General features: G+C 65.9%; 13 protein-coding genes and 1 pseudogene. 4 read left to right on the top strand and 10 right to left on the bottom strand.

Annotation, left to right across the window (positions count from 1 at the left end):
• Positions 1-23: 23 nt before the first annotated feature.
• The 3 genes and pseudogenes from ACBJ59_RS52135 to ACBJ59_RS52125 form a co-directional block, all read right to left on the bottom strand.
• Positions 24-227, bottom strand: a pseudogene (locus ACBJ59_RS52135) (IS30 family transposase); the annotation flags it as partial.
• Positions 228-290: 63 nt separating this feature from the next.
• Positions 291-743, bottom strand: coding sequence for a hypothetical protein (locus ACBJ59_RS52130; protein ID WP_375117420.1), 453 nt, complete (start codon positions 741-743; stop codon positions 291-293).
• A gap of 124 nt (positions 744-867) precedes the next feature.
• Positions 868-9,156, bottom strand: coding sequence for a DNRLRE domain-containing protein (locus ACBJ59_RS52125; RefSeq protein WP_375117504.1), 8,289 nt, complete (start codon positions 9,154-9,156; stop codon positions 868-870).
• Positions 9,157-10,518: 1,362 nt separating this feature from the next.
• Here ACBJ59_RS52125 and ACBJ59_RS52120 point away from each other — a divergent pair.
• On the top strand, positions 10,519-10,944 hold the full coding sequence (locus tag ACBJ59_RS52120; RefSeq protein ID WP_375117419.1) for a recombinase family protein: 426 nt from the start codon (positions 10,519-10,521) through the stop codon (positions 10,942-10,944).
• A gap of 404 nt (positions 10,945-11,348) precedes the next feature.
• Here ACBJ59_RS52120 and ACBJ59_RS52115 read toward each other — a convergent pair whose 3' ends face one another.
• Genes ACBJ59_RS52115 through ACBJ59_RS52100 form a run of 4 tightly spaced genes read right to left on the bottom strand, consistent with a single transcriptional unit; the run spans position 11,349 to position 14,918 of the window.
• Positions 11,349-11,642: an STAS domain-containing protein gene (locus ACBJ59_RS52115; RefSeq protein ID WP_375117418.1), complete on the bottom strand. Its 294-nt coding sequence runs from the start codon at positions 11,640-11,642 to the stop codon at positions 11,349-11,351.
• A 10-nt stretch (positions 11,643-11,652) separates the two neighbouring features.
• Positions 11,653-13,104: an MFS transporter gene (locus tag ACBJ59_RS52110; RefSeq protein WP_375117417.1), complete on the bottom strand. Its 1,452-nt coding sequence runs from the start codon at positions 13,102-13,104 to the stop codon at positions 11,653-11,655.
• The gene (locus tag ACBJ59_RS52105; RefSeq protein WP_375117416.1) at positions 13,101-14,147 is read right to left on the bottom strand and encodes an LLM class flavin-dependent oxidoreductase; all 1,047 of its coding nucleotides are present in this window, start codon (positions 14,145-14,147) and stop codon (positions 13,101-13,103) included. Before ACBJ59_RS52105 ends, ACBJ59_RS52110 begins: the two co-directional genes overlap by 4 nt.
• 51 nt (positions 14,148-14,198) lie before the next feature.
• Positions 14,199-14,918, bottom strand: coding sequence for an alpha/beta hydrolase (locus ACBJ59_RS52100; RefSeq protein WP_375117415.1), 720 nt, complete (start codon positions 14,916-14,918; stop codon positions 14,199-14,201).
• Between the two features lie 160 nt (positions 14,919-15,078).
• Here ACBJ59_RS52100 and ACBJ59_RS52095 point away from each other — a divergent pair, with 160 nt between their 5' ends.
• The gene (locus ACBJ59_RS52095; protein WP_375117414.1) at positions 15,079-15,900 is read left to right on the top strand and encodes a helix-turn-helix domain-containing protein; all 822 of its coding nucleotides are present in this window, start codon (positions 15,079-15,081) and stop codon (positions 15,898-15,900) included.
• On the opposite strand, the gene ACBJ59_RS52090 is transcribed toward ACBJ59_RS52095, so the two are convergent.
• Together ACBJ59_RS52090 and ACBJ59_RS52085 are read right to left on the bottom strand one after the other, a co-directional pair.
• Entirely contained in the window at positions 15,887-16,189 is a 303-nt protein-coding gene (locus ACBJ59_RS52090; RefSeq protein ID WP_375117413.1) for a hypothetical protein, read from the bottom strand. The two genes, ACBJ59_RS52095 and ACBJ59_RS52090, sit on opposite strands and share 14 nt — an antisense overlap.
• Positions 16,190-16,660: 471 nt before the next feature.
• Complete coding sequence (locus ACBJ59_RS52085) at positions 16,661-17,608, bottom strand: MBL fold metallo-hydrolase (RefSeq protein WP_375117412.1); 948 nt, start codon at positions 17,606-17,608, stop codon at positions 16,661-16,663.
• Between the two features lie 102 nt (positions 17,609-17,710).
• Between ACBJ59_RS52085 and ACBJ59_RS52080 the strand changes: the two genes are divergently transcribed.
• The gene (locus tag ACBJ59_RS52080; RefSeq protein ID WP_375117411.1) at positions 17,711-18,118 is read left to right on the top strand and encodes a winged helix-turn-helix transcriptional regulator; all 408 of its coding nucleotides are present in this window, start codon (positions 17,711-17,713) and stop codon (positions 18,116-18,118) included.
• 63 nt (positions 18,119-18,181) lie between these two features.
• On the top strand, positions 18,182-18,568 hold the full coding sequence (locus ACBJ59_RS52075; RefSeq protein WP_375117410.1) for a hypothetical protein: 387 nt from the start codon (positions 18,182-18,184) through the stop codon (positions 18,566-18,568).
• A gap of 195 nt (positions 18,569-18,763) precedes the next feature.
• Here the strand turns inward: ACBJ59_RS52075 and ACBJ59_RS52070 are convergent.
• Positions 18,764-19,944, bottom strand: a protein-coding gene (locus tag ACBJ59_RS52070) for an IS3 family transposase (RefSeq protein ID WP_375117503.1) whose coding sequence is annotated in 2 segments (ribosomal slippage) — positions 18,764-19,710 and positions 19,710-19,944 — 1,182 coding nt in all. Because the reading frame shifts where the segments join, the coding sequence is not laid out codon by codon here.
• Positions 19,945-20,011 lie beyond the last annotated feature (67 nt).

Here is a 20,011-nt window from a genome sequence, read left to right as displayed (position 1 = left end):
GTAACTCAATAATATTCGAGCGGCACACCGCCAGCCTGGCGAAACCAGCGCGTCCCGACCACCGGCGACACGCCGATCTCCGCTGCGGCGTCCTCCGAAGTCGCTCCTCGAGCGATCGCTTGCCAGAACCGGACGCGGTCCTGTCGCCAAGCGACAGTCGGCCGTCCCGGTGAGGGAATCTGACCGCGATACAACCGGACAGCCTGTTGTTTCTTGCCCAGGCCCATGCACCAACACCTCCACCGATGAAGTGTTGCGAGCACCGGTTGAATCCGCCCGGCGAGCAAGCGTCACAGTGCGAACGGTCGATAGGCGAGCGCCTTATCGACTATCCGCTCCGCTGAATCATCTTCATCGTCGTCGGGCTTTACAAATAGCAGCTCCCCTATGTTGGGGTGTGGCACGTTCGCGTCGAACAGCTCTTGATAATAATCCGAGTCCTCATCGCCCTCCATCATAAGCTGTACGATCTCAATAAGATCATCTCTAGTTACATCCGAGACCTTTCGAGGCACAGGACGTGCGGCTTGCCGAGCAAAGTCTTCCGCGTCCCATGCCTGCCAGTACTTCCTAAACGACGTAATGTCATAGTGTCGTCCAGTGAGTTTATTAAACTCGTCGACGGCCCACCTGACATCTTCGCCGCGCTCGATAGCGTTTGCGATTTCGTCAATCATCGTTGCCAGGCGAGCGAGGAAACCGGGATCGATCGCCGGTGCGCGCAACTCTGGCCGTAGGGTCATGTCCACACTCCTATCAGCAATAACATGTTGACCGCAGTCATAAGGGTACCAGACACGAGTATTCGCACAAGAGACCGGCAGCCCAGGGCTTCGCCGCCCTGGGCCGCTCTAGTATCGCTGCGCGCTATTCGGCGGTCGCCCTTACGCTTCCGTTGTGGTACCCCTTCTCGAGGATTTCATCGTGTACTTTTTTGGTTACAACAATAAGATTATCTAGATCGTAAACCGCACCCCCTTGCACTACGGGCGTCTTGTGGTGGATTTCATATTTGGCTCCCTCGCTCGAGCTGGGAGCCTTACCCTTGCGTATGTTGCCTTGGTTTTGTTTGGTAAATTGCTTAAGTAATTCCGGGGTGTCGGCCACGGCCTTCCAGAACGCTTCTCTGAATTTTCGCCAGCTCTCGAATTCTCGTCCACGCAATTTGTCGGCCACTTGGCGCGGGATGGCTCCAGCGTTTCCATGGGAGCCGCGCATCCAGTTCCCGGTTATTTCTTTGGTCCGGTAGCCCCCGATGGCCACGCCGGGTGTATTCTTTTGAGTTTCCGCCTTCTTGGGAGCTTCAATGGCCTTGGGGGATGGCGACCCATCGCGCCACCGGATCTCACTCATCCGACGGCCAGCGTCTATACCAAGCCCTGCTCCCACCGTTGCGAGTGCCGCACCTCCGGCAATCATTCCGGCGCTTACCGCGCACCCTCCACCGGCTGTGATGACGCAGAGTCCACCCCCGGAAATGACCAGCATCCCGCCGCCGACCATCCCAAGCAGGCCCAGCGCAGCTTCGGCACCGGCTTGGGTGGATTGTGCGATTCCGTCCTTATTGGCGTCGAGCCAATCCCAGAAATCGTGGCCGTCGAGTTCGACGTTTGTAATGGGGTTGCCGCCGGCAAAGGCATAACGGTTGCCAGTCCAGGGATCAAGGGAGAGGGAGAGGTCCTCCAGCGCGCCGTTGTAGTTGTCGAGGGTGAGAAAGCGGTTGAGGTTGGGGTTGTAGTCGCGGAACCCCATGTCGTACATGCCGGTAGAGTTGTCCCAGCGCTTGGCATTGAAGCGGTAGGGGTTGTACTCCTCTTTGGCGGCGGGGTCGATGGGGTCGGGCTTGTCGACGCCAGTGAAGAGTTTGTCGTCGTTTGTGCCGTAGGCGGTGTAGCCGTAGGTGGCGCGGGTGTCGCCGTTCTCCTTGGTGATCTGTTCGACGTCGGTATGTGGGTTGTAGCCGTAGTAGGAGGACTCTTCGCTGTTGTCGGCGTTGACCTTGACCTGAGACAGGCGTTCGCCCCAAGGGCTGTATTGGAAGGATTTGGTGAGTTTGCCGGCCACCACTTCGTCTAAGACCTCGGCGGACAGGCCAAGGTAGGAGTAGTCGGTGGTCTTGGCGGAAGAGGTGCCTTCCTTCTCGGTCTTGCTGGTGGTGCGGTCGAGTGGGTCGTAGGTGTAGGTGGTGACAGTGTTGGTGACGCCGTCGGTGCCGAGTTTTTCGTGGCGGGTGACGTGGTCGAAGCCGTCGTAGGTGTACTTCTCCCTGGTCTTGCCGCCGCCCTGGATGGTGCGCAGTCGGCCGTAGGGGTCGTAGGTGTAGATGGAAGTCTGGCCGTTGGCGACCGACGTCATCAGGCGGTTGCGGTCGTAGGTGAAGGTGGTCTTCTTGCCGAGGATCTCCTGCTCCCAGACGTTGCTGTTGGCGTCGTGGGAGTAGGTCTCCGTCTCGACTGGTCCACCGCCGACGGGGGTCTTGACGGTTTTGGCGATGCGATCGCGGGGGTCGTAGGTGTAGGTGTAGTCGTGTTCGAGATACGCGCTCAGGTTGTCGGCGTTTTGTACCTTGACGTGGTCGCTCGCGCGCTGCAGGTTGCCCTGGTAGCCGATGGTGTGCTCGGATACCACGGTGGCGTTGGGCTTGGTCTCCAAGGAGTGGCGCAGCGCTCCGGACAGGAAGTAGTCGTAGGTGACGGTGTTGCCGTTTGCCTTGGTCTCCGTCTCCCGCTCGCCGCGAGAGGTGTAGGTGTAGCCGGTGGTCTTCGGCGCCGGGTCGGTGGCCGACTTCTTGTTGACCACCTCATCGACCAGGTCCCGCACGTCGTAGCCGTAGGTGGCGACGGTCTTGTCGTGGGTGCGCTCCACCACCGCGCTGTTCTCGTTGTACTTGTACCCGGTGGTGTTCTTCACCGTCGGGTTGGTGTCGCCGACCTTTTCCAGGATCTGCTGGATCTGGTTGAGATTGGTGTAGGAGACGTCCCAGATGTCGATCTTGGCGGTCGGGGACGCGTCGACAATCGAGGTGAGGTTGGCGTTGGCGTCGTAGGTGTAGGTGAAGTCCTTCTTCTCGGTATCGGTCTCGCCGCTGTTGTCGCGCACCAGCTTGACCGCGTCGGCCGCGACCGTGCCGTTGGCCTCGTCGGTGAGGGTGACGCTGCCGGCGGTGCCGACGGTGCCGGCGGTGAAGGTGTAGGAGCCGAGGTCGACCCAGGTGCCGGGGTTCTGGGTCTGGTCGAGGGTGACGCTCGCCTCGCCGCCCTGGTGTTTGATCTTGTATGTGGCGTTGGTGGCCGTGGCGCCGGTCGGGTAGCGCACTTGCACCGTGTACGTGCCGTCCGAGGGGGTGGTCAGGTTCCAGGTGAAGGCGGACTGGCCGGTGCCGGCGGGAGCGGTGGCGTAGTCGTAACCGACAAAGCCTTCCACGGTGGTCTGCGGGCCGACGATGTTCGACGCCGACGTGCCGCTGCCGGCGAGGGTCCAGGTGCCGGTGGTGACGGTCTGGCCGGTGTCGGAGTTGTCGGACAGGACGACGTCCAGGCCGAGGGGGACGCCGTCGTCGGAGTGGGTCTTGAGCTTGCCGTCGGGGTAGTACGACCAGTCCAGCGCCCGCTGGGAGGAGCCGCCCGCGCTGGTGACGGTGCGGTTGGTCTGCAGGCCGAGCTGGTTGTAGTCGTAGGTGGCCTTGATGTCCCACGGGTCGGTGGTGGTCTTGGACCAGCCGTTGTCCCAGTAGGTCACCGTGGTGATGTTGCGGATGCTCTGCCCGTGGGAGGGCGGGTGGGAGATCTCCTTCAGTCGGGATACCGCGTCGTAGGCGTAGAAGACGCTGTCGGGCTTGTTGTAGACCGGGTCGTCGGGGTCGAACGGGTAGATCTCCTCGACCGGCCGGTTCAGCTCGTCGTAGCGGGTTTCGGCGATGAAGTCGGCCGCATCGTCCGGGGTTTCCACGCCGCGCGGGGTGATGACCTTGGTCCGGTTGCCGACCTGGTCGTAGGCGTACTCGGTGACGACGTGCTTGACGCCGTCGGAGGTGTCGGCGTGCGGGACGCTGGTGCGGATGACCTCGTCGCGCTCGTTGTAGTCGGTGCGGGTGACGTTGTCGTCCTGGTCCTCGGTCTCGACCACGCGGCCGTCGAGGTCGTAGCGGACCTCGGTGACGAACCCGGCGGCGTCAGTGACCGTGCGGACGCGGTGGTTGAGGTCGTAGGTGTAGAACGCGGTGCGGTCGGTGGTGTCGGGGGTGGCGTTCTTGCGCGGGTCGATGATCTTGACGGTGTTGCCGACGTTGTCGTACTCGTAGGTGATCTTGTTGCGGCGGTTGTTGTTGGCGACGTCGGTGGCGAAGACGTCGGTCAGCTGGTTGATCTCGTCGTACTCGTAGGTGGTGGTGTAGTCGGCCGGGTTGGCATCCGGCAGGTGGCCCTTGGGCTCGGTCTGGGTCTTCAGGTTTCCGGCCGGGTCCCAGGTGAAGGTGGCCTTGCGCTCCGGCCCGTCAGTGGTGTCCTTGGGCAGGAAGGAGCTGAGCAACTGGTCGGCGCGGTCGTAGACGGCGGTGGAGACGGCCCCGTTGGGGGCGGTCATCTCGACCACGTTGTCGTTGCGGTCGTAGACCGGCGCGGGCGTGGTGATGAGGACTGGTGGGGAGGCGTCCTGGTCCTTGGGGACCTTCGACTCCAGCGGGCGTTTGAAGATGTCGTAGGTCTGGGTGGTGGTCTTGCCGAGGGCGTCGGTGACCGTCAGCACGTTGCCGCGTATGTCGTAGGCGGTGGTGGTGACGTTGTTCTTGGCGTCGGTGATCTTCTCGGGGTAGCCGGTCGGGTGGTAGTCGCCGAAGGTGGTGGTGTTGCCCCGGGCGTCGACCGACGTCTGCAACTGGCCGAAGTCGTCGTAGGTGTAGCGGGTGGTGTAGTCGGCCGGGTCGGCGGTCAGCACGCCGAGCGGGTCGGTGACGGCCGTCAGGTTGCCGCGTTCGTCGTAGCCGAACTGCCAGGTGTGGTGCTTGGGGTTTGTACCGGCTTCCGGCCGGTTGCCCATCGGGCTGGTCTTGAACACCAGGTCGGCGACGAATCCCTTGAAGTTGTCCGGGCCCTGGTAGGTCAGCGTGGTGGACGCGGTGCCATTCTTGTTGGCCTCGGCGTCGGTGATCTTCAGCGGGTAGCCGGTCTTCTGGTCGTACTCCCACGTGGTGAGCGCGCCGTTGGCCTCTTTCAGCGCGCGGACGTTGTGGTCTTCGTCCCACTCCAGATCGGTGAGCTCGTCCTTGGCGTTGGTGATGACATCGGGACGGCCGTAGGCATCCAGCACGTACCGCGTCGGGTTGCCGCGTGGGTCGGTCACCGTGGCGTGCATCACCCCGTCCTGCGAGCCGTCCGGATCGTCGTAGACGAAGCCGGTCGGCCCGTTCAGCCGGTCGGTGAGGGTCTGGACCTTCCACAGGTCTTCGGGGTCTTCGGTGGCGTCGTAGTAGTCCAGCTTCGTGGCGTACTTTTCCGGCTGCGGCGTGTCCTCGGCGTTGGAGCGAGGGTCGATGACCCTGACGAGTTTGACGTTCTTGTTGCCTTGGGTGGCGTCGTACTCGAAGCCGAATGTCTTCGCGTCGTCGTCGCCGGCCCCGTCGATCATGCGGGCCATCAGGCCCTTGTCGGTGTAGGCGAAGGTGACCTTGCGGCCGGCGATGTCGGTGATCGACTCGACGGTGTCGATGATGTGCGGGTTGGTCAGCTTGGTGGCCTCGACCGGCTGCCAGGTGGTGTCGTCGATGTAGGTGTAGTCCTGGCCCTTGGTGTAGTAGTCCAGGGTCAGGGTGTGGCGGCCGGTGGCGTCGGTGATGTAGCGCAGGAACTTGGTGGGCTTGTTGTTGGACTTGCGGCGTTCGTAGGTGAACGACATGGTGTTGCCGTTCTTGTCGACGATCGCGGACTGGAAGCCCTCGTCGTCGAAGAAGAACTGGGTGCGGTCGGGCTTGGTGAACACCCACTGGCGCAGCGGGTCCGGCGAGCCGGTCTTCTGCAGGTACAGGTGCACGCCGCGGGGGTGCTTGTACTCACAGTTGGCGGTGCAGGTGGGCGGGTCGCGCTGCCACACGTGGGTGGTGCCGTCGCCGTCGGTGAGGCGTACCTGCTCGGGCCAGTCCTGGCCGGGCGGGTGCAGGTAGAGCTGCGAGCCGAGGCGTTGCAGGGTGGAGGTCTGCAGGGACCAGCCGTAGCCGAGTGAGGCGGCGCTGGTGTCGAGGCTGTTGTAGGTCATCCGGGCGAAGGTCTGCACGCCGCGGGAGGGGTTGGAGAAGGCGTTGTAGCCCCATACCACGTTGCCCGCGTACAGGTTGACCAGCGCGGTGCCGCCGGCGCCGGTGTTCTTGCCGGTGTAGGCGTAGAACTTCTCCAGGCCGAGCAGGTCGCTGGTGGGCGAGTCGACGCGGATCTGCTGCGGGAGTTGCGGCAGGTGGTGGGTGGCCGACTTCCAGTTGTTGGTGACGGTGTCCTGGATGTCCCAGACGAGAGAGACGGCGTCGGCCAGGTTGCCGGAGTTCAGCACCGGCGCCTTGACCTGGGCCTGGACGGTGACCGTGTCGGAAGGCTCCAGGTCGGTGGGCAGCGCGGTGAACAGCTGGGTGGTGCCGGTGACGTCGGTGCCGTCGGGCAGCTTCCAGAAGTAGCCGAGCCGGGTGGTGCCGGCGGGCCAGGTCTCGCTGGTGGGGTTGGTGATCGTGACGGGGATGGTCTGCTGCTCACCGCCCTCCAGCCGGGCGGGGGTGGCGGGGGCGTGGTAGATCTGGGCCGGGTCGTAGTAGAAGACCGACAGCCACGCCCGCGTCTCCGGCTCACCCGTCTCGGAGGAGCTGAAGGTGGCGCCGTTGCCACTGGTCGGGCAGGCCTTGCTGTTCTCCTGGTCGGCGCGGATCAGCAGGCCGTGGTTGCTGGCCGGGTCGTTCACCCAGCGCTGCGCCAGCGCGTCGAAGCCGTCCATGACCGACCAGGTGGAGTCGTCGGACGGGAAGCCCATGTACGGTTCCCCGACGGGGCTGGTCTCGTAGTCGCCGCCCGCTTTGCTCCAGGGCACGCCGGGGGCGGCGTTGGTCCAGGTGGCAGCGGTTTCGTCGAAGGCGCGGGTCAGCGGGTAGAAGCTGAAACTCTGGTCGCTGCCGCGGTAGCCGACCTGGAACAGCCGCACGCTGGCGTTCACCCGCTGGACGTTGGCGGGGATCATCGAGGTGTCGAACTTCAGCAGCGCCCGGGTGTTGCCGTAGGCGGTGCCGCCGAAGCCCGCGGACACGTTCGGGCGGCCGTCCAGGACGTCATGTCCCGCGGTCGGCCGGCAGCTGGACAGCGTGGTGTCCACACTGGCCGGGATGGTGGCGCGGGCCACGCCGACGTTCGGCAGTCCCTCGCGGATCGCGTTGGACGCCGACGCGGTGCCGTCGTCGCGGACGGCCACGATGCGGTAGACCACGTGGCCGGTGGGGACGGCGGAGGTGTCGGTGTAGGAGGTGGTCTCGCCGTCCAGGGGTGCCACCAGGGTGGCGGCCGAGGGGGTGAAGTCGTTGTCGGTGCTGCGGTGCACCTGGTACTCCACGATCTCGCCGGGCCCGTCGTACGGTGTCCAGGACAGCTCCGCGCCGGTCGCGTGCACGATCAGCGCGCGGGCGAGCTGCACCGACGGCATGCCGTAGGTGATCGTCAGCTTGGGCATCGGGTGCTCGGGGAAGCCTGCCCCGTACTCGCCGCTGGTGTAGCTCGGGCCGCCGCCGGCGACGGTCTCGTTGACGGCCTTGATCATGACGCCGTGGTTGGGCTTGGAGCCGTCCAGCCAGCTCCGGACCAGGCCGGTGATCGGGTAGGTGTGCCACAGGCCGGCCTGCGGCGGCTGGTAGGTGGCGGTGCCGGCGACCTCGCCCATGGCGGCGTTGATGGAGTTCCAGGTCGCGGTGTCGTCTTCCCATGCGCTGGTGACCGCCCGGGCTTCCAGCGGTACGGCGGTGGTGCCGGTGACAGGCAGCGTCTGGTCGTAGTAGAGGCCCAGCTCTGCCTTGTCGACCACGGTTCCGGCGGGCACCAGGCCGCTCAGGTCGAACTGCAGCAGGGACCGGTTCACGCTGGTGCCGGTGCGGCCGGCCATCAGCCGCCAGTCGTAGTAGTAGTTGGTGGTCGGCGCGGAGGAGACGATGGAGACGTCCTTGGACTGGCCGGCCGCCGGGGTCACCACCACGGTCGGGTCGATCGTCACCGGCCAGGCCCGCTCCGGTGCGGCCAGCCAGGAGGCGTCCGCGGTGATCGTGACTGTCACCTGGTCGCCCTGCTGGCTCACCGTCTGGGAGACCGCCGCGGAGAAGCGTTTGCCGGTCGGCGCGGCCGGGTCGTCGGCGGCGTCGGTCATGATCGGCTTCGGGATCGTGAACAGGGGCCTGGTGCCCTGCTCCAAGGTGAACGTGATCGATCCGTCCTGGCCGGCCTGGGCTTTCAGCCCGTCCGTGACCGTCATCGTGAACGCGTACGACGGCGCTCCGGAGGGGGCGTTGGACAGGACGAGGTTCTCCTTCACGCCGGTCGGGGTCACCTCGTAGACCAGGTCGGCGCCGTCGCCGAACGCGCCTCGGTAGGTCACCTTGGCCCCGTCCACCTCGGGCGTGATCGCCCTCGGCTCGCCGGGCAGCGCGTACGTCACCCGTGCCGTGCCCTGCCCCACTCGCAGCACCTTGTCGCTGCGGTCACCGAAGCGCGCCTCGAAGGCGGTCCTGGTCGCGGCGAGGGTGAAGCCGTCCTCGGCCTGCTCGCGTACCCGGGTGTCGATCGGCTGCCAGCGGCCGTGCTCGTCCTGGGCGTGCTGCCGGACCGGGGAGATCTCGATCTGGCGGCGGCCGTCGGCCAGCTCGAAGGTCTTGCTGGCGGCGGTGCGTTGCCCGGTCAGTTCCTTGACCCGCTTGCCGGGCTCGTTGACGGGGTCCAGTTTCAGCGGCTGCGGCGGGCTGTCCCGCCCGGGCAGGATGATCTTCTGCCCGGACGGGCGCATCTCGCCCTCGGGTTCTTCGGCGAACCAGCCGGCCACCCAGCTTGACACGCGCGACAGCAGGCCGGGTTCTGCCGGGCTGAGTGCGGCGGTCTGTGCGGTGGCGGGCGGCGCGGGGGCCATCGTGATCAGGAGCATGGCGGCCACTGCCACGCTGATCAACTTGCGTAACCGTGTGTGATGGAAACGTCGGGTCGGTCGAGGTCGATCGAGGGGTAATTGCGACACGGGCACACTCCACGATGCATGCAGCCCATAGGGCCACAGATAAGAAGGACCTAAAGATCCTTCGAGCAAAAACACCCGCATCACGCCACAAATCTGGACATTTGGTCAAGAGTTACGGAATGTGGCTTACCTCAATTTGCGAACACACTGTTGAATCCACCGGTACGGGCGGCTCCCGCTGCGGAGATCCAGTACACAAAGATCATCCGATATGATCCCGCCCAATGTCACGCACAGTGAAAACTCCTGGTCGCCGTAGCACCACACACCACTACGGCGCCCCGATTCCCAGCAAACTCACAGCAACTGACGAACTCACCGCCACGGGCGCCTAACACCCACCTCACCTGCGCGAACACCGAGCATCGGACCTTTCAAGTCAACGGCTCTTGACCACCGTCAGCATCCGTGTCTAGATCAATAAGCCCCGCCGCACCGCCTGGAGGACCCCCGCACATGGCCGCAGCAGCAACTCCCAGACCACGATGACCCGACCGGACGACGACCCCACCACGAAGCACCCACTCCACCGAGGACAGGCCTTACGGATCTCCACCATCCTGGCCGGGCTCCTCCACCTCACCCTCGCCGCACTACTGGCCAGCATCCCGTCCAGCTCCCCCACCCTCGACGAACTACCCACCCCCGACAACCACGCCGCCGCCCGACTCCCCGCCAACGCCACCCGCGTCCATCTCACCGCCTCCCCCACCAGGAGCGCCACACAGCCGCGCCGCATCACCACCACTCCGACGATCACACCGCCCCGCAAGCCCAGCACCCATCGCCCGACGGCCACCTCCAGCTCTCAGCGCTCCACACGGCCCGCCGCCATCCGCACGACAACGGCCAGGCCGACCCTGATGGCCGCCGCACCGACCGCGTCGCACCGCACGACGCCGGCAACACCCAGCCCCGGCAAGGCCGAAGAGACACCTGAGTCGCCGCCGTCTAACACACCAGAGCCGGAAGCGGCATCCCAGCACACCCCCCCGGGACAGACCCGGGAACCGCCCGGGCAAACCCGAGAACCGCCAAGGCAGGCGGGGAAGGAGCAGAGGGCAGGCATCACCCAGAACATGTGGGGTTTCAAAACTCGTCCACCCTTCCTGACCTGCGGTTCCGTTGCATGATGACAGGTAGCAATCGGACAAGCTTGAGCAAGCGCTCAATTGAATTGAGCGTCTGCTCAACATCGTTTGAGCACCTGCTCAAAATGCGATCTCTGTAAATCGAAGACTTGCAGGTCAGACTATTGGACGTAATTTTCGGCACTCGCAGCATGAGATGAAGCGCCTGGGCCGGGGCGCGGCCGAACTGCTCGCCATCGCCGAGGAACTACGCCGCCACGACATCGAGCTGGAACTGCTGAGCGGCCCGCTGCAGGGCATCTACAACCCCTCGGGGCACGGGGCGGCGTTGTTCGCGTTCTTCGCCGGGATGGCCGAGTCCGAACGCGAGTACATCCGGGAGAAGTCGCTGGAAGGCCAGGCCTCGGCGCGCGAGCGCGGCCGGCACGGCGGCCGTCCCAAGGTGTTCGACGACGACATGATCGCCTATGCCCGGTCGCTGCGCGCCCGTGGCGTGGCGGTGCCCGACATCGCCCGCAAGCTGGTCATCCCTGCGGGTAAGAACAAGGGCCGGCATCCGTCGGTGGCCAGTGTCTACCGGGTCCTAGCCGACGAGGACGGCGGGATTCCGGCCGGGAGCTGATCGCCTTCTGCGGGGGCGATCATTGCGAAGGGCCGCTGACGGGCGCCACGGCGATCGTCGCCTCGGCAGAGGTTCCGGGCACCAGGCGGATGGAGTCGCCCGGCTGGGCTGAGGCGAGCGCGATGGTTATCTTGGGTTCTTAACCTCTTCGCAGGTCAGAGGCCGATGATCTTGTAAGGCACGTAAGGCATGAAGCGCGTGCGGAAGAGAGCGACCGTGGGTGAAGCGGGGCTGGTCGTCAGCGATTGCGGCGCCAGGGGCGGGGTCATGCTCGGTGGTAAGGCGAGCGGAGGTCGCCTGGCCGGGGCTGGCCGAGTGTTGGTGGTGGCACTCTGGGCCTGCAGTTCGGGCGCGATGCGTCCGGTCTGGGCCAGATGCTGCGGCGCTGGATCGCTCACGCCAGGTCAGTGGCGCCCCGCGAGGGCGTGCTCCACGCTGAGGTAGCAATGCAGGTGCCGCCAGGCGCCGGTGAGTTGCAGCAGGCGGGCGGGCGCGGCGCGCACGGCGGCCAGGCGCAGGCCGCCGCCGTACTGTTCGGTCCGGGCGTGCGCGCGGAGGAGGACGCTCAGTCCTCCACAGTCGAGGAAGCAATCGTCTGCCCGCGGCTGACATAGATCAGCGTCGCCGCCAGGGATCCAGTAAGCTGCTCGGCCGCGAAGCGGGCATCGGTCGGCATCTCGCGGGCGTCGGAATCGCATTGCCCAAGGCTTAACGGGAATTTCCGGCCGGATATGACCAGGACCCGTTCCGACGCCTGCGCGCCATCCCTCCTCGCCCGGGTATCCCGACCACGGGTAGGACGAGCGCCGCCGCGGCCATCACGACGGCCGACACGATGAAAGCGGTGGTGTAGCCGGACTCGGCCGGGAAGGAGGTGCCGGTGGCTAGGGTCGACGTGACGATCGCCGGCGCGGCCTGGGCGCCGAGCGATCCGCCGAGTGTGCGCACGATGGTGTTGACGGCGGTGGCCTGGCCAGTCTCGTTCGGCTCCACGGCGGAGACGACGAGGTTGACCACCGAGGAGAAGGAGAAGCCGACGCCGACTCCAATGATGCCCGCGCCGGTCGCGATGATCCACGCGCAATCGAGTCCCGCGGCGATCACGGCGAAGCCGGCCACGCCGATCGTGCAGGCAGCCACGAGCGTTCTCTTGGAGCCGCTGCGTGCGCCGAGCCAGCCGGCCACGGGACCGGCGACGAGCATGGTGAGCGCCATCGGCAGCAGGAACAGCCCCGATTCGGTCGGTGTGGCGCCGAACCCGTAGCCCGCGCTCGTGGGTGTCTGGACGAACTGTGGGACCAGACTGAAGGCGCCGTAGAGTCCGAAGCCGATGAGCAGGGCGACGAGGTTCGCGCCCAACACCGGGCGCCGGCCCAGCATCGACAGGTCGATCAACGGCTCGCTGGCCCGCCGCTCGACCATCACGAACACCACCAGCGCCACGGCGCCGCACCCGAGCAGCGCGGCGATGGCGGGCAGCGTCCACGCCCGGGCCTGGCTGATCGCCAGGAGTACGGCTGCCAGCCCGGCCGTCACCAGGATCGCGCCGGGCCAGTCGATGCGGCCGGGGCGTCGTACCGGGGTCTCGGTGATCGACGCGGCGACGGCGGCGAATGCGATCGCTACGGCGATCAGGCTGACCCAGAAGATCCACTGCCAGCCGAGGTGGTCCAGCAGGGGACCGGGAATGACGAGCCCGACGCCGAAGCCGATGCCGAAGACGGCGCTGATCGTGCCGATGGCCACCGGCACCTGGTCCCGGTGGAAGATGTCCCGCACCAGGCCGAACGCCAGCGGGAACGTGGCCGCGCCGAGTCCTTGGACGGCGCGGCCGGCAATCAGCATCTCCGCGGAGAATGCGAGGGCAGACATGAGCGTGCCGAGGCCGAGGATCGCGAGGCTGACCAGCATCATCCGCTTCTTCCCGACCATGTCGCCCAGCCGGCCGAGCAGCACGGTGCCGACCGACGAGGTCAGCAGGAACGCGCTCAGCACCCAGGCCATGACAGACGACGACGTGTGGAACTCGGCCCGTAGGTCCGGCAGCGCGGGGATCACCATGGTCTGCAGGAGCGAGAACGACAGTACTGCGCACAGCAGAGCGGCGAACGCTCCCCGTGACGATCGGACTTCTGGTCTGGCCAGGACTGGGGATGTCACAACAGTTCCTTTATGCGGTGCTTGTCCTGGGTCGTCTCCCGGCGTAGCACGGGAGCCACCTCGGTGGCGAACCTCTCGAGGGAGGCAAGTACGTCGTGGCGCGACAGTCCGCCGAGGTCAATCTGGCCCATGAAGCGGTCTAGGCCGCCGAGCACGGCCCGCTGGCGCATGATCTTGTCGACGATCTCCTGCGGGCTGCCCACCATGAGGGCACTGTCCGGCTCGGCCAGCGCGTCGAAGTGCGCCCGGCTGAGGTGCACCCCGCGGCCGTCGGCGAAGTACGAGCGGTAATGCGGATAGAACGTGTCTCGGGCCGCCTGGGAGGTGGGGCCGACGTACATGTGGGTCACGACTCCGACGCCCAGTTGTTCATTCGGGTGGCCGGACTCCTCGGCGGTCTGCCGGTACAGCTCGGTGAGTGGTCTGGCCTGCGACAGGTCACCAAGGAGGGTGGCCAGCGTCATAGGCAGTCCGAGGCGCGCGGCCCGGGCTGCACTCTGCGGCGTGCCGCCCACGGCGACGCGTATGGGCAGCGGGCGCCCGGGCCACGGTGTGACGAGGGCGTCGCGCAACGCGGGGCGGTATCGTCCTCGCCACGTGACGGTGCCGGGTGTGCGTAGCCGCAGCAGCAGGTCGAGCTTCTCCTCAAAGACCTGGTCGTAGTCCTCGACCGGTACGCCGAACAGGCCGAACGGCTCGGTGTAGGCGCTGCGCCCTGCCGTGATCTCGGCACGCCCGGCGGAGAGCAGATCGAGCTGCGCGAAGTCCTGATAGAGCCGGACCGGGTCCAGCACACTGAGCACCGACACGGCGCTGGTGAGCGTGATGGATGACGTACGGGCGGCGACACCGCCCAACACCACGGCGGGGGACGACACCGCGAACCGCGTGGTGTGGTGTTCGCCGACACCGAAAACATCGAGCCCGAGAGCGTCCGCGCGGGCGCCGTACTCCACGATGTCGCGGACCCGGTCCGTTGCCTCGGCACCGCTTGACATGTCCGTCAAGGAGAAGACGCCGAGTTTCAGAGCACTGGTATGCATGGTTCTCTCTTTCCTCCAGTGCGGGGCCGGGCGGCCCGGCCCCGCACTGGGTCAGCCGAGCTTGAGCAGCAGGTCGGCGAGCTCGGCCGGCATCGTGATCATGCAGTCGTGACCGGTGGGCAGCTCCCAGACCTGCGCCGGGTCGCCGTTGGGCTGTACCGGGGCCACCGGCCGCCGGTTCGGCGGGGCGCCGACGGTGCACTCGATGTGCGTACGGGGAATCCTCGTCGTAGCGGGGTTGTTCAGCCGGACCGGCTGCTGGAAACAGCGGATTGCTTCGTCGGAGAGCATGGTGCGCAGCCAGGCCTGGTCCGCGGGGTCGGTGACGCCGAACAGGCCGGCGGGCGGTGGCATCTCAGGCAGCGGCGGGATGCGCCACGGGGTGGCGGTCCCCGCGGCCTGGTCGATTAGGAACTGGGTCATGGGGATGACGTCGATCGCGGTCTCGCCGTGCTCGGGGACCATGGCATCCAGGTAGACCAGGTGCGCGATCCGCTCGGGGACCTCGTTGACCACGGAAGTGATGACGAGCCCGGCGTAGCTGTGACCGACCAGCACCACGTCGGTCAGGTCCTCGCCGGTGATCAGCCGCACGACGTCGTCGACGTGCGTGTCCAGCCCTACCTCGGGGCCGAGCAGATGCGCCTTGTCGCCGTGGCCGGTCAGCGACGGCGCGACCACCCGATGCCCGGCTGATTCCAGCAACGGGACCACCCGCTCCCAGCATTGCCCGCTGTGCCAGGCCCCGTGTAACAGCAAATATGTTGACATGGTGTAGCTCCTTGCTTGCGGAAGGCACCACCGGCCGAGTTCGCCGGTGTTCGTCCTGGAAGTGAGGTTTCCGCTCGCCCGCTGACGGAGCCAGAGTCCCCGCGATCCTGGGGGTGACAGGACCAGGCACGCACGAAGGTGCGCGAATTACAGTGGGGACATGAGCGACGAATCTAACCTTCTGGGCGAATACGTACGCGCCCGCCGGGAGCTCGTCACTCCTGAACAGGCCGGCATCCCCTCCGCGGGCGTACGGCGCGTGTCGGGCCTTCGCCGGGAGGAGGTCGCGATGCTCGCCGGCATCAGCGCCGACTACTACCTGCGTCTGGAGCAGGGCCGCGACCGCAACCCCTCCACGCAGGTCCTCGAGTCCCTCGCCCGCGTGCTGCTGCTCGACGATGACGCGACGGCCTACCTGCTACGCCTCGGGGCGGGAAAGACCCGGCGGCGACGGCGGCGGCCCCGGAAGGAGACCGTCCCTCCGGGCGTCGCCAAGCTCGTCGTCACGCTTCCGCTGCCCGCGTATGTGGAGGGCCGCTACTTCGACGTCCTCGCCGCCAACGCGCTGGCGACCGCTCTGTCGCCGCGACTCGTGGCGGGGGGCAACCGCCTGCGGGACGTGTTCCTGGACCCCGCCGAGCAGGCCCTCTACCCGGACTGGGAGGACGCCGCGCAGGGCATGGTCGCCGGTTTCCGCGAGTCCGTCGGCACCGACACGGACGACCCCCGATTCATCGAACTCGTCGGTGAGCTCTCCCTCGCCAGCCCTCGCTTCAGCAGGCTCTGGGCGCGCCACGACGTGAACACGTGCGAAGGCACACCCAAGCACATCGACCACCCCCAGGTCGGTGACCTGTGGCTGAACCGGGAGAGACTGGGCGTCAGCGGTGCGGCAGGCCAGACGCTCGTCGTCCTCCACCCGGACCCCGGCACCGACAGCGCCGACAAGCTGGCGCTCCTCGCATCCGTCACGCAGACATGACCCCGCCCATGCTCAGCCACTCCAACCGCCCTTGAGGCCGGGCAAGGGCGGCCAGCGTTCCGTTCTCGGCCTGCTTTCGCCAGTGCTCGATGTGGGAGTGATACAGCCGCTCCTTGCGCAGCAGCGCACCCCGCTCAGGGCTGCCCTCCGGCAGCGCGTCGAAAGCCGCAAGGATCCGCGCCTTGTAAGCCTTGGTGAACGTCCGCCGCTTGGGCCGGCCCGGCTGCTCATCGGTCACCCGACCATCCTGCCCCGTCATGGCGGCCTGGTCGGAGAGGGTCATCGTCACTGTCGCGATCGTCCTGTCTCGCCCTGCTTCACATCAAAAGGACTCGTACGTCCCATGTCTCACAGGAGTCTGACAGAGAGGGTGGCGGCCTGGTCAGCGAGGGTCATCGCCGCTGTCTGGATCGTCCCGTCTCACCCTGCTTCACATCAAAAGGACTTGTTCGTCCGTGTCTCACAAGAGTCTGACAAAGAGGGCCTGGGGGTTGCGGTGCGGCAGGGTCGCCACGCGTCCGCCGGTCTGGACACCTAGGCCTGGTCGCCGGCATCTGCGAGCCGCGGTCTTCCCGTTCTCGCCGAGGTGGTCGACCACCTCGGCGAGCGTGCGGAGCCGAAGGCCAGACCCTGCCGCCGGAAAGCGGCCCAAGGCCCGCACACCGTGTGCCACACGGGATACCCGTCTACAGCGACAGCGTTTTTGAGGGCCGACCGGCCGTCGAGCAGAACCTGCACCACGGCCGGTTGCATGTCACCTTCAGGCTCCGGGGCCCTGCTGTCGGCCGACGACCTGGCTGGGCGCCAGTAGGGCAGGCACATCGGGCACCATACGGAATCGGCTGTCGTGCCGCTGGACGCGGCCACCGGTGGGATGCGCGAAGTGGGTGCCCAGAAGGAGGTCGTCTGTACCGGCCAGTTCCGCGAGCATACGATGGCGGGTGTTTTGCGCCTCGACGGGATCGACGTCGCCGACAGTGCTTATCTGAGGGTGAGCCAGTTGTACGGGATGATGCACGCTGTCGCCGCTGATCAGCGCGTTGCGGTCGGTGCCTGTCAGCCGAACCGACAGGTGGCCGGGAGTGTGGCCGCGTGTCGGCACCAGACGGACGCCGTCGGCCACCTCAATGCCTGACGCGGGAACGTCGAGGAGGTCGTACAGGCCGTTGTCACGGATGGGCCTCAGAGAGTCCCGGTGCGTTTGGGCGACTTCTTCGTCGGTCTCGGCGGCGGCGGTCCAGTAGTCCCATTCCCTGCGGTCGGTGAGGTAGCGGGCGTTCGGGAAGGTCGGTGTCCAGCGGTTGTCGACCAGGTGAGTGTTCCAGCCGACGTGGTCGACGTGCATGTGTGTGGTGATCACCAGGTCGACGGTGTCCGGGGCGAAGCCGGCGGCGGTCAGCGCGTGCAACAGCGGGGTCTGCAGGTTGTCGGCGTCGGGTATCTGGCGTGGTTTGTCGTTGCCGATGCCGGTGTCGACCAGGATGCGTTTGCCGTTCGCCTCGATCGCGAAGATGTGTACGTGCATCGCAAAGGTTGTGCCGTCGGTGAAGGCGGGTTGCAACCAGGAGGTTTGCAGGTGTTGCGGTGTGGCATCCGGCAGCAGCCACTGACTGGTAGCCGGTGACATGTTGATCTCGTCGATTCGGCGTACAGCGACGTCTCCGAGGTCCCAGCCCAGGAACGCCGGGGATACACGGCTTGCGCGCATTTTGAATCCATTCGTCTTGTTCGACCGCTGGTTGTCCGTGGGATGAACTCTAGGAGAGTTGGTATCTAGACGTAAGTACGTACATTTTTGTAAGCTGGTGGCATGATGGTGAGCGAGCAGTTCCAGGATGTCTTCTCTCAGCTTCCGGCAGAGATCTTCGGCAGGGACTGCCCGACGCGACCGGTGATGGCCCAGGTGACCGGCCGGTGGGGCGCGTTGATCATCGCTGCGCTGGCTCCTGGACCGATGCGCTTCTCCGGCCTTCATCAGCACATCGGTGGCATCAGCCAGAAGATGCTGTCGCAGTACCTCAAGTCTCTGGTGCGGTACGGGCTGGTCGAACGCCTGGTGGAGCCGACCATCCCGCCGCAGGTCACCTACAGCCTGACGCCACTCGGGCAGAGCCTGGCGCAGCAGCTGTGCACGCTGCTGAGCTGGTTCACCGCCAACACCCCGGCACTGGAGGCCGCCCAGCAGCGCTACGACGCCGCCGATTCCCCAACCCGGTAGCGTGTCACGGGACTGCTTGCCAGCCCCTCCCTGTCAAAATGGACAGAGGCAGGAACCTTCGACGTGGCTGTCCGGCGGCGCGCCTGTCATGCACTGGCCCTCGCGATATACGAGTCCTCCGACTACTGGCGGCTGCCGGTCCAGGAGTGCGACAGCCTCCTGGGCGCGATGATCGCCCTTGATTCCCGCCATGGCGGCATGTTGCGGGACGAACTCGTCCATGACACCACGATCGTCTCCATGGTCGAACAACACGCGATCGGTTTCACACACCTGTCCTTCCAGGAGTACCTCGCCGCCGAGGCGCTGGAAAACGATCCATCGGCTGTCATCGAGCGATTCGCGGCCCTGCGCCTGCCGAAAATTGCATCCGTGCAGGTCAAGCGGCATGTGAGTATTCGTGGAGGACTCCGCCGAGCCGGTCTTGTCGGCGTATGTTCAGGTCGGTGATTCGCTCGGGGTCTGTGATCGGGTCCGGGGTGGGACGCAGTGGGGCGGCTTGGTTCAGGGCTTGGTGGGCTCGGTGGTGGTTATAGAAGTGGTCGTACTCGCGCAGGGCGTGCCGCAGGTGGTGTTCGTTCCAGAGCAGGCAGCGGCCGAGGAGTTCGTGGCGGCAGGACTGGAGCGCCCCGGGAATGTTGGAGGCTACGATTCCTGTGAACTTGCGAATGACGTAGCTGATTCCTGCGCCTTATAGAAGGCTTCCTCATACTCCTTCGGCGGAATATTACCACAGAATGAGTGGAGCCTTGTCTCGTTGTACCAGGCAACCCATTCCATAGTTTCCAGCATCACGTCGGTGACACCTTGCCAGCCGCCGCGAAAGTCGATGATCTCTTTCTTGTACAGACTGTTCAGCGATTCGGCGGCAGCGTTGTCGTAAGAATCGCCTTTACTGCCGACCGAGCGCACCGCGCCGATATCCGCCAGACGCTCACCATAGCAGATCGACGTATATTGCACACCCCGATCAGAATGATGAACCAGATCGCCGTCCAGGCTCTCACGCCGCGACCATATCGCCATTTCGAGCGCCGATAACGCCAGGTCGGCCCGGAGATTATCGGCGACCTCCCAACCGACAATCATCCGCGAATATAAATCCATGACGAACGCCGTGTAAACCCACCCCGAACCGGTCGGCACGTACGTGAGGTCGGCCACCCAGCGACGGTTCGGCGCCAGCACAGCGAAGTCCCGCTCCAGCAGGTCGGCGGGCCGCTCCCCGCCAGACGGCAGCGTCGTGCGGGGCCGCTTACGGCGCGCGCACGCCCCCTCGATACCTAATTCGCGCATCAGTCGCTCGACGGTGCACCGCGCCACCATGATTCCCTGACGATTCAGTTCACGCCAGACTTTGCGCGCCCCGTACACCTTCCTGCCCGGATTTTCCCATACGCGCATGATCTCGACTTTCAATTCCTCATCGCGCCGCGCCCGAGCCGACGGCTCGCGCTCGCGTCGCTTGGCCTCGTGGTAGGTGGACGGGGGAAATTCCAGGACCGCGCAGATCGGTTCGACTCCGAACCGATCCCGATGCAGGTCAATGAACTCGATTAGCGCGGCAGTCTCGGGTCGAGTTCCCGGGCGAAAAACGCGGATGCCGCCTTCAGAATCTCGTTCGCCCGGCGCAGCTCACGATTCTCCCGCTCCAATTCCGCGATCCGCTGCGCGTCGCTCGATGTGGTGCCCGAACGCCTTCCCTCATCTATTTCCGCCTGCCGGACCCATGAGCGCAGCGCCTCGCGATGCACGCCGAGCCGGTCGGCCACCCGGGCGATCGCCCCGGCCTTGCCACCGGTCTCCTCACGCAGGTCGAACACCATCTTGACGGCGCGATCACGCAGCTCTTGGGGATACTTCCTCGGTGCGGGCACGACTCCCAGCCTTCCA

Origin of the sequence: Nonomuraea sp. MTCD27 (assembly GCF_041950495.1) — a bacterium.
GTDB lineage: Bacteria > Actinomycetota > Actinomycetes > Streptosporangiales > Streptosporangiaceae > Nonomuraea.
This window is presented reverse-complemented; position numbering and strand designations above follow the sequence as displayed.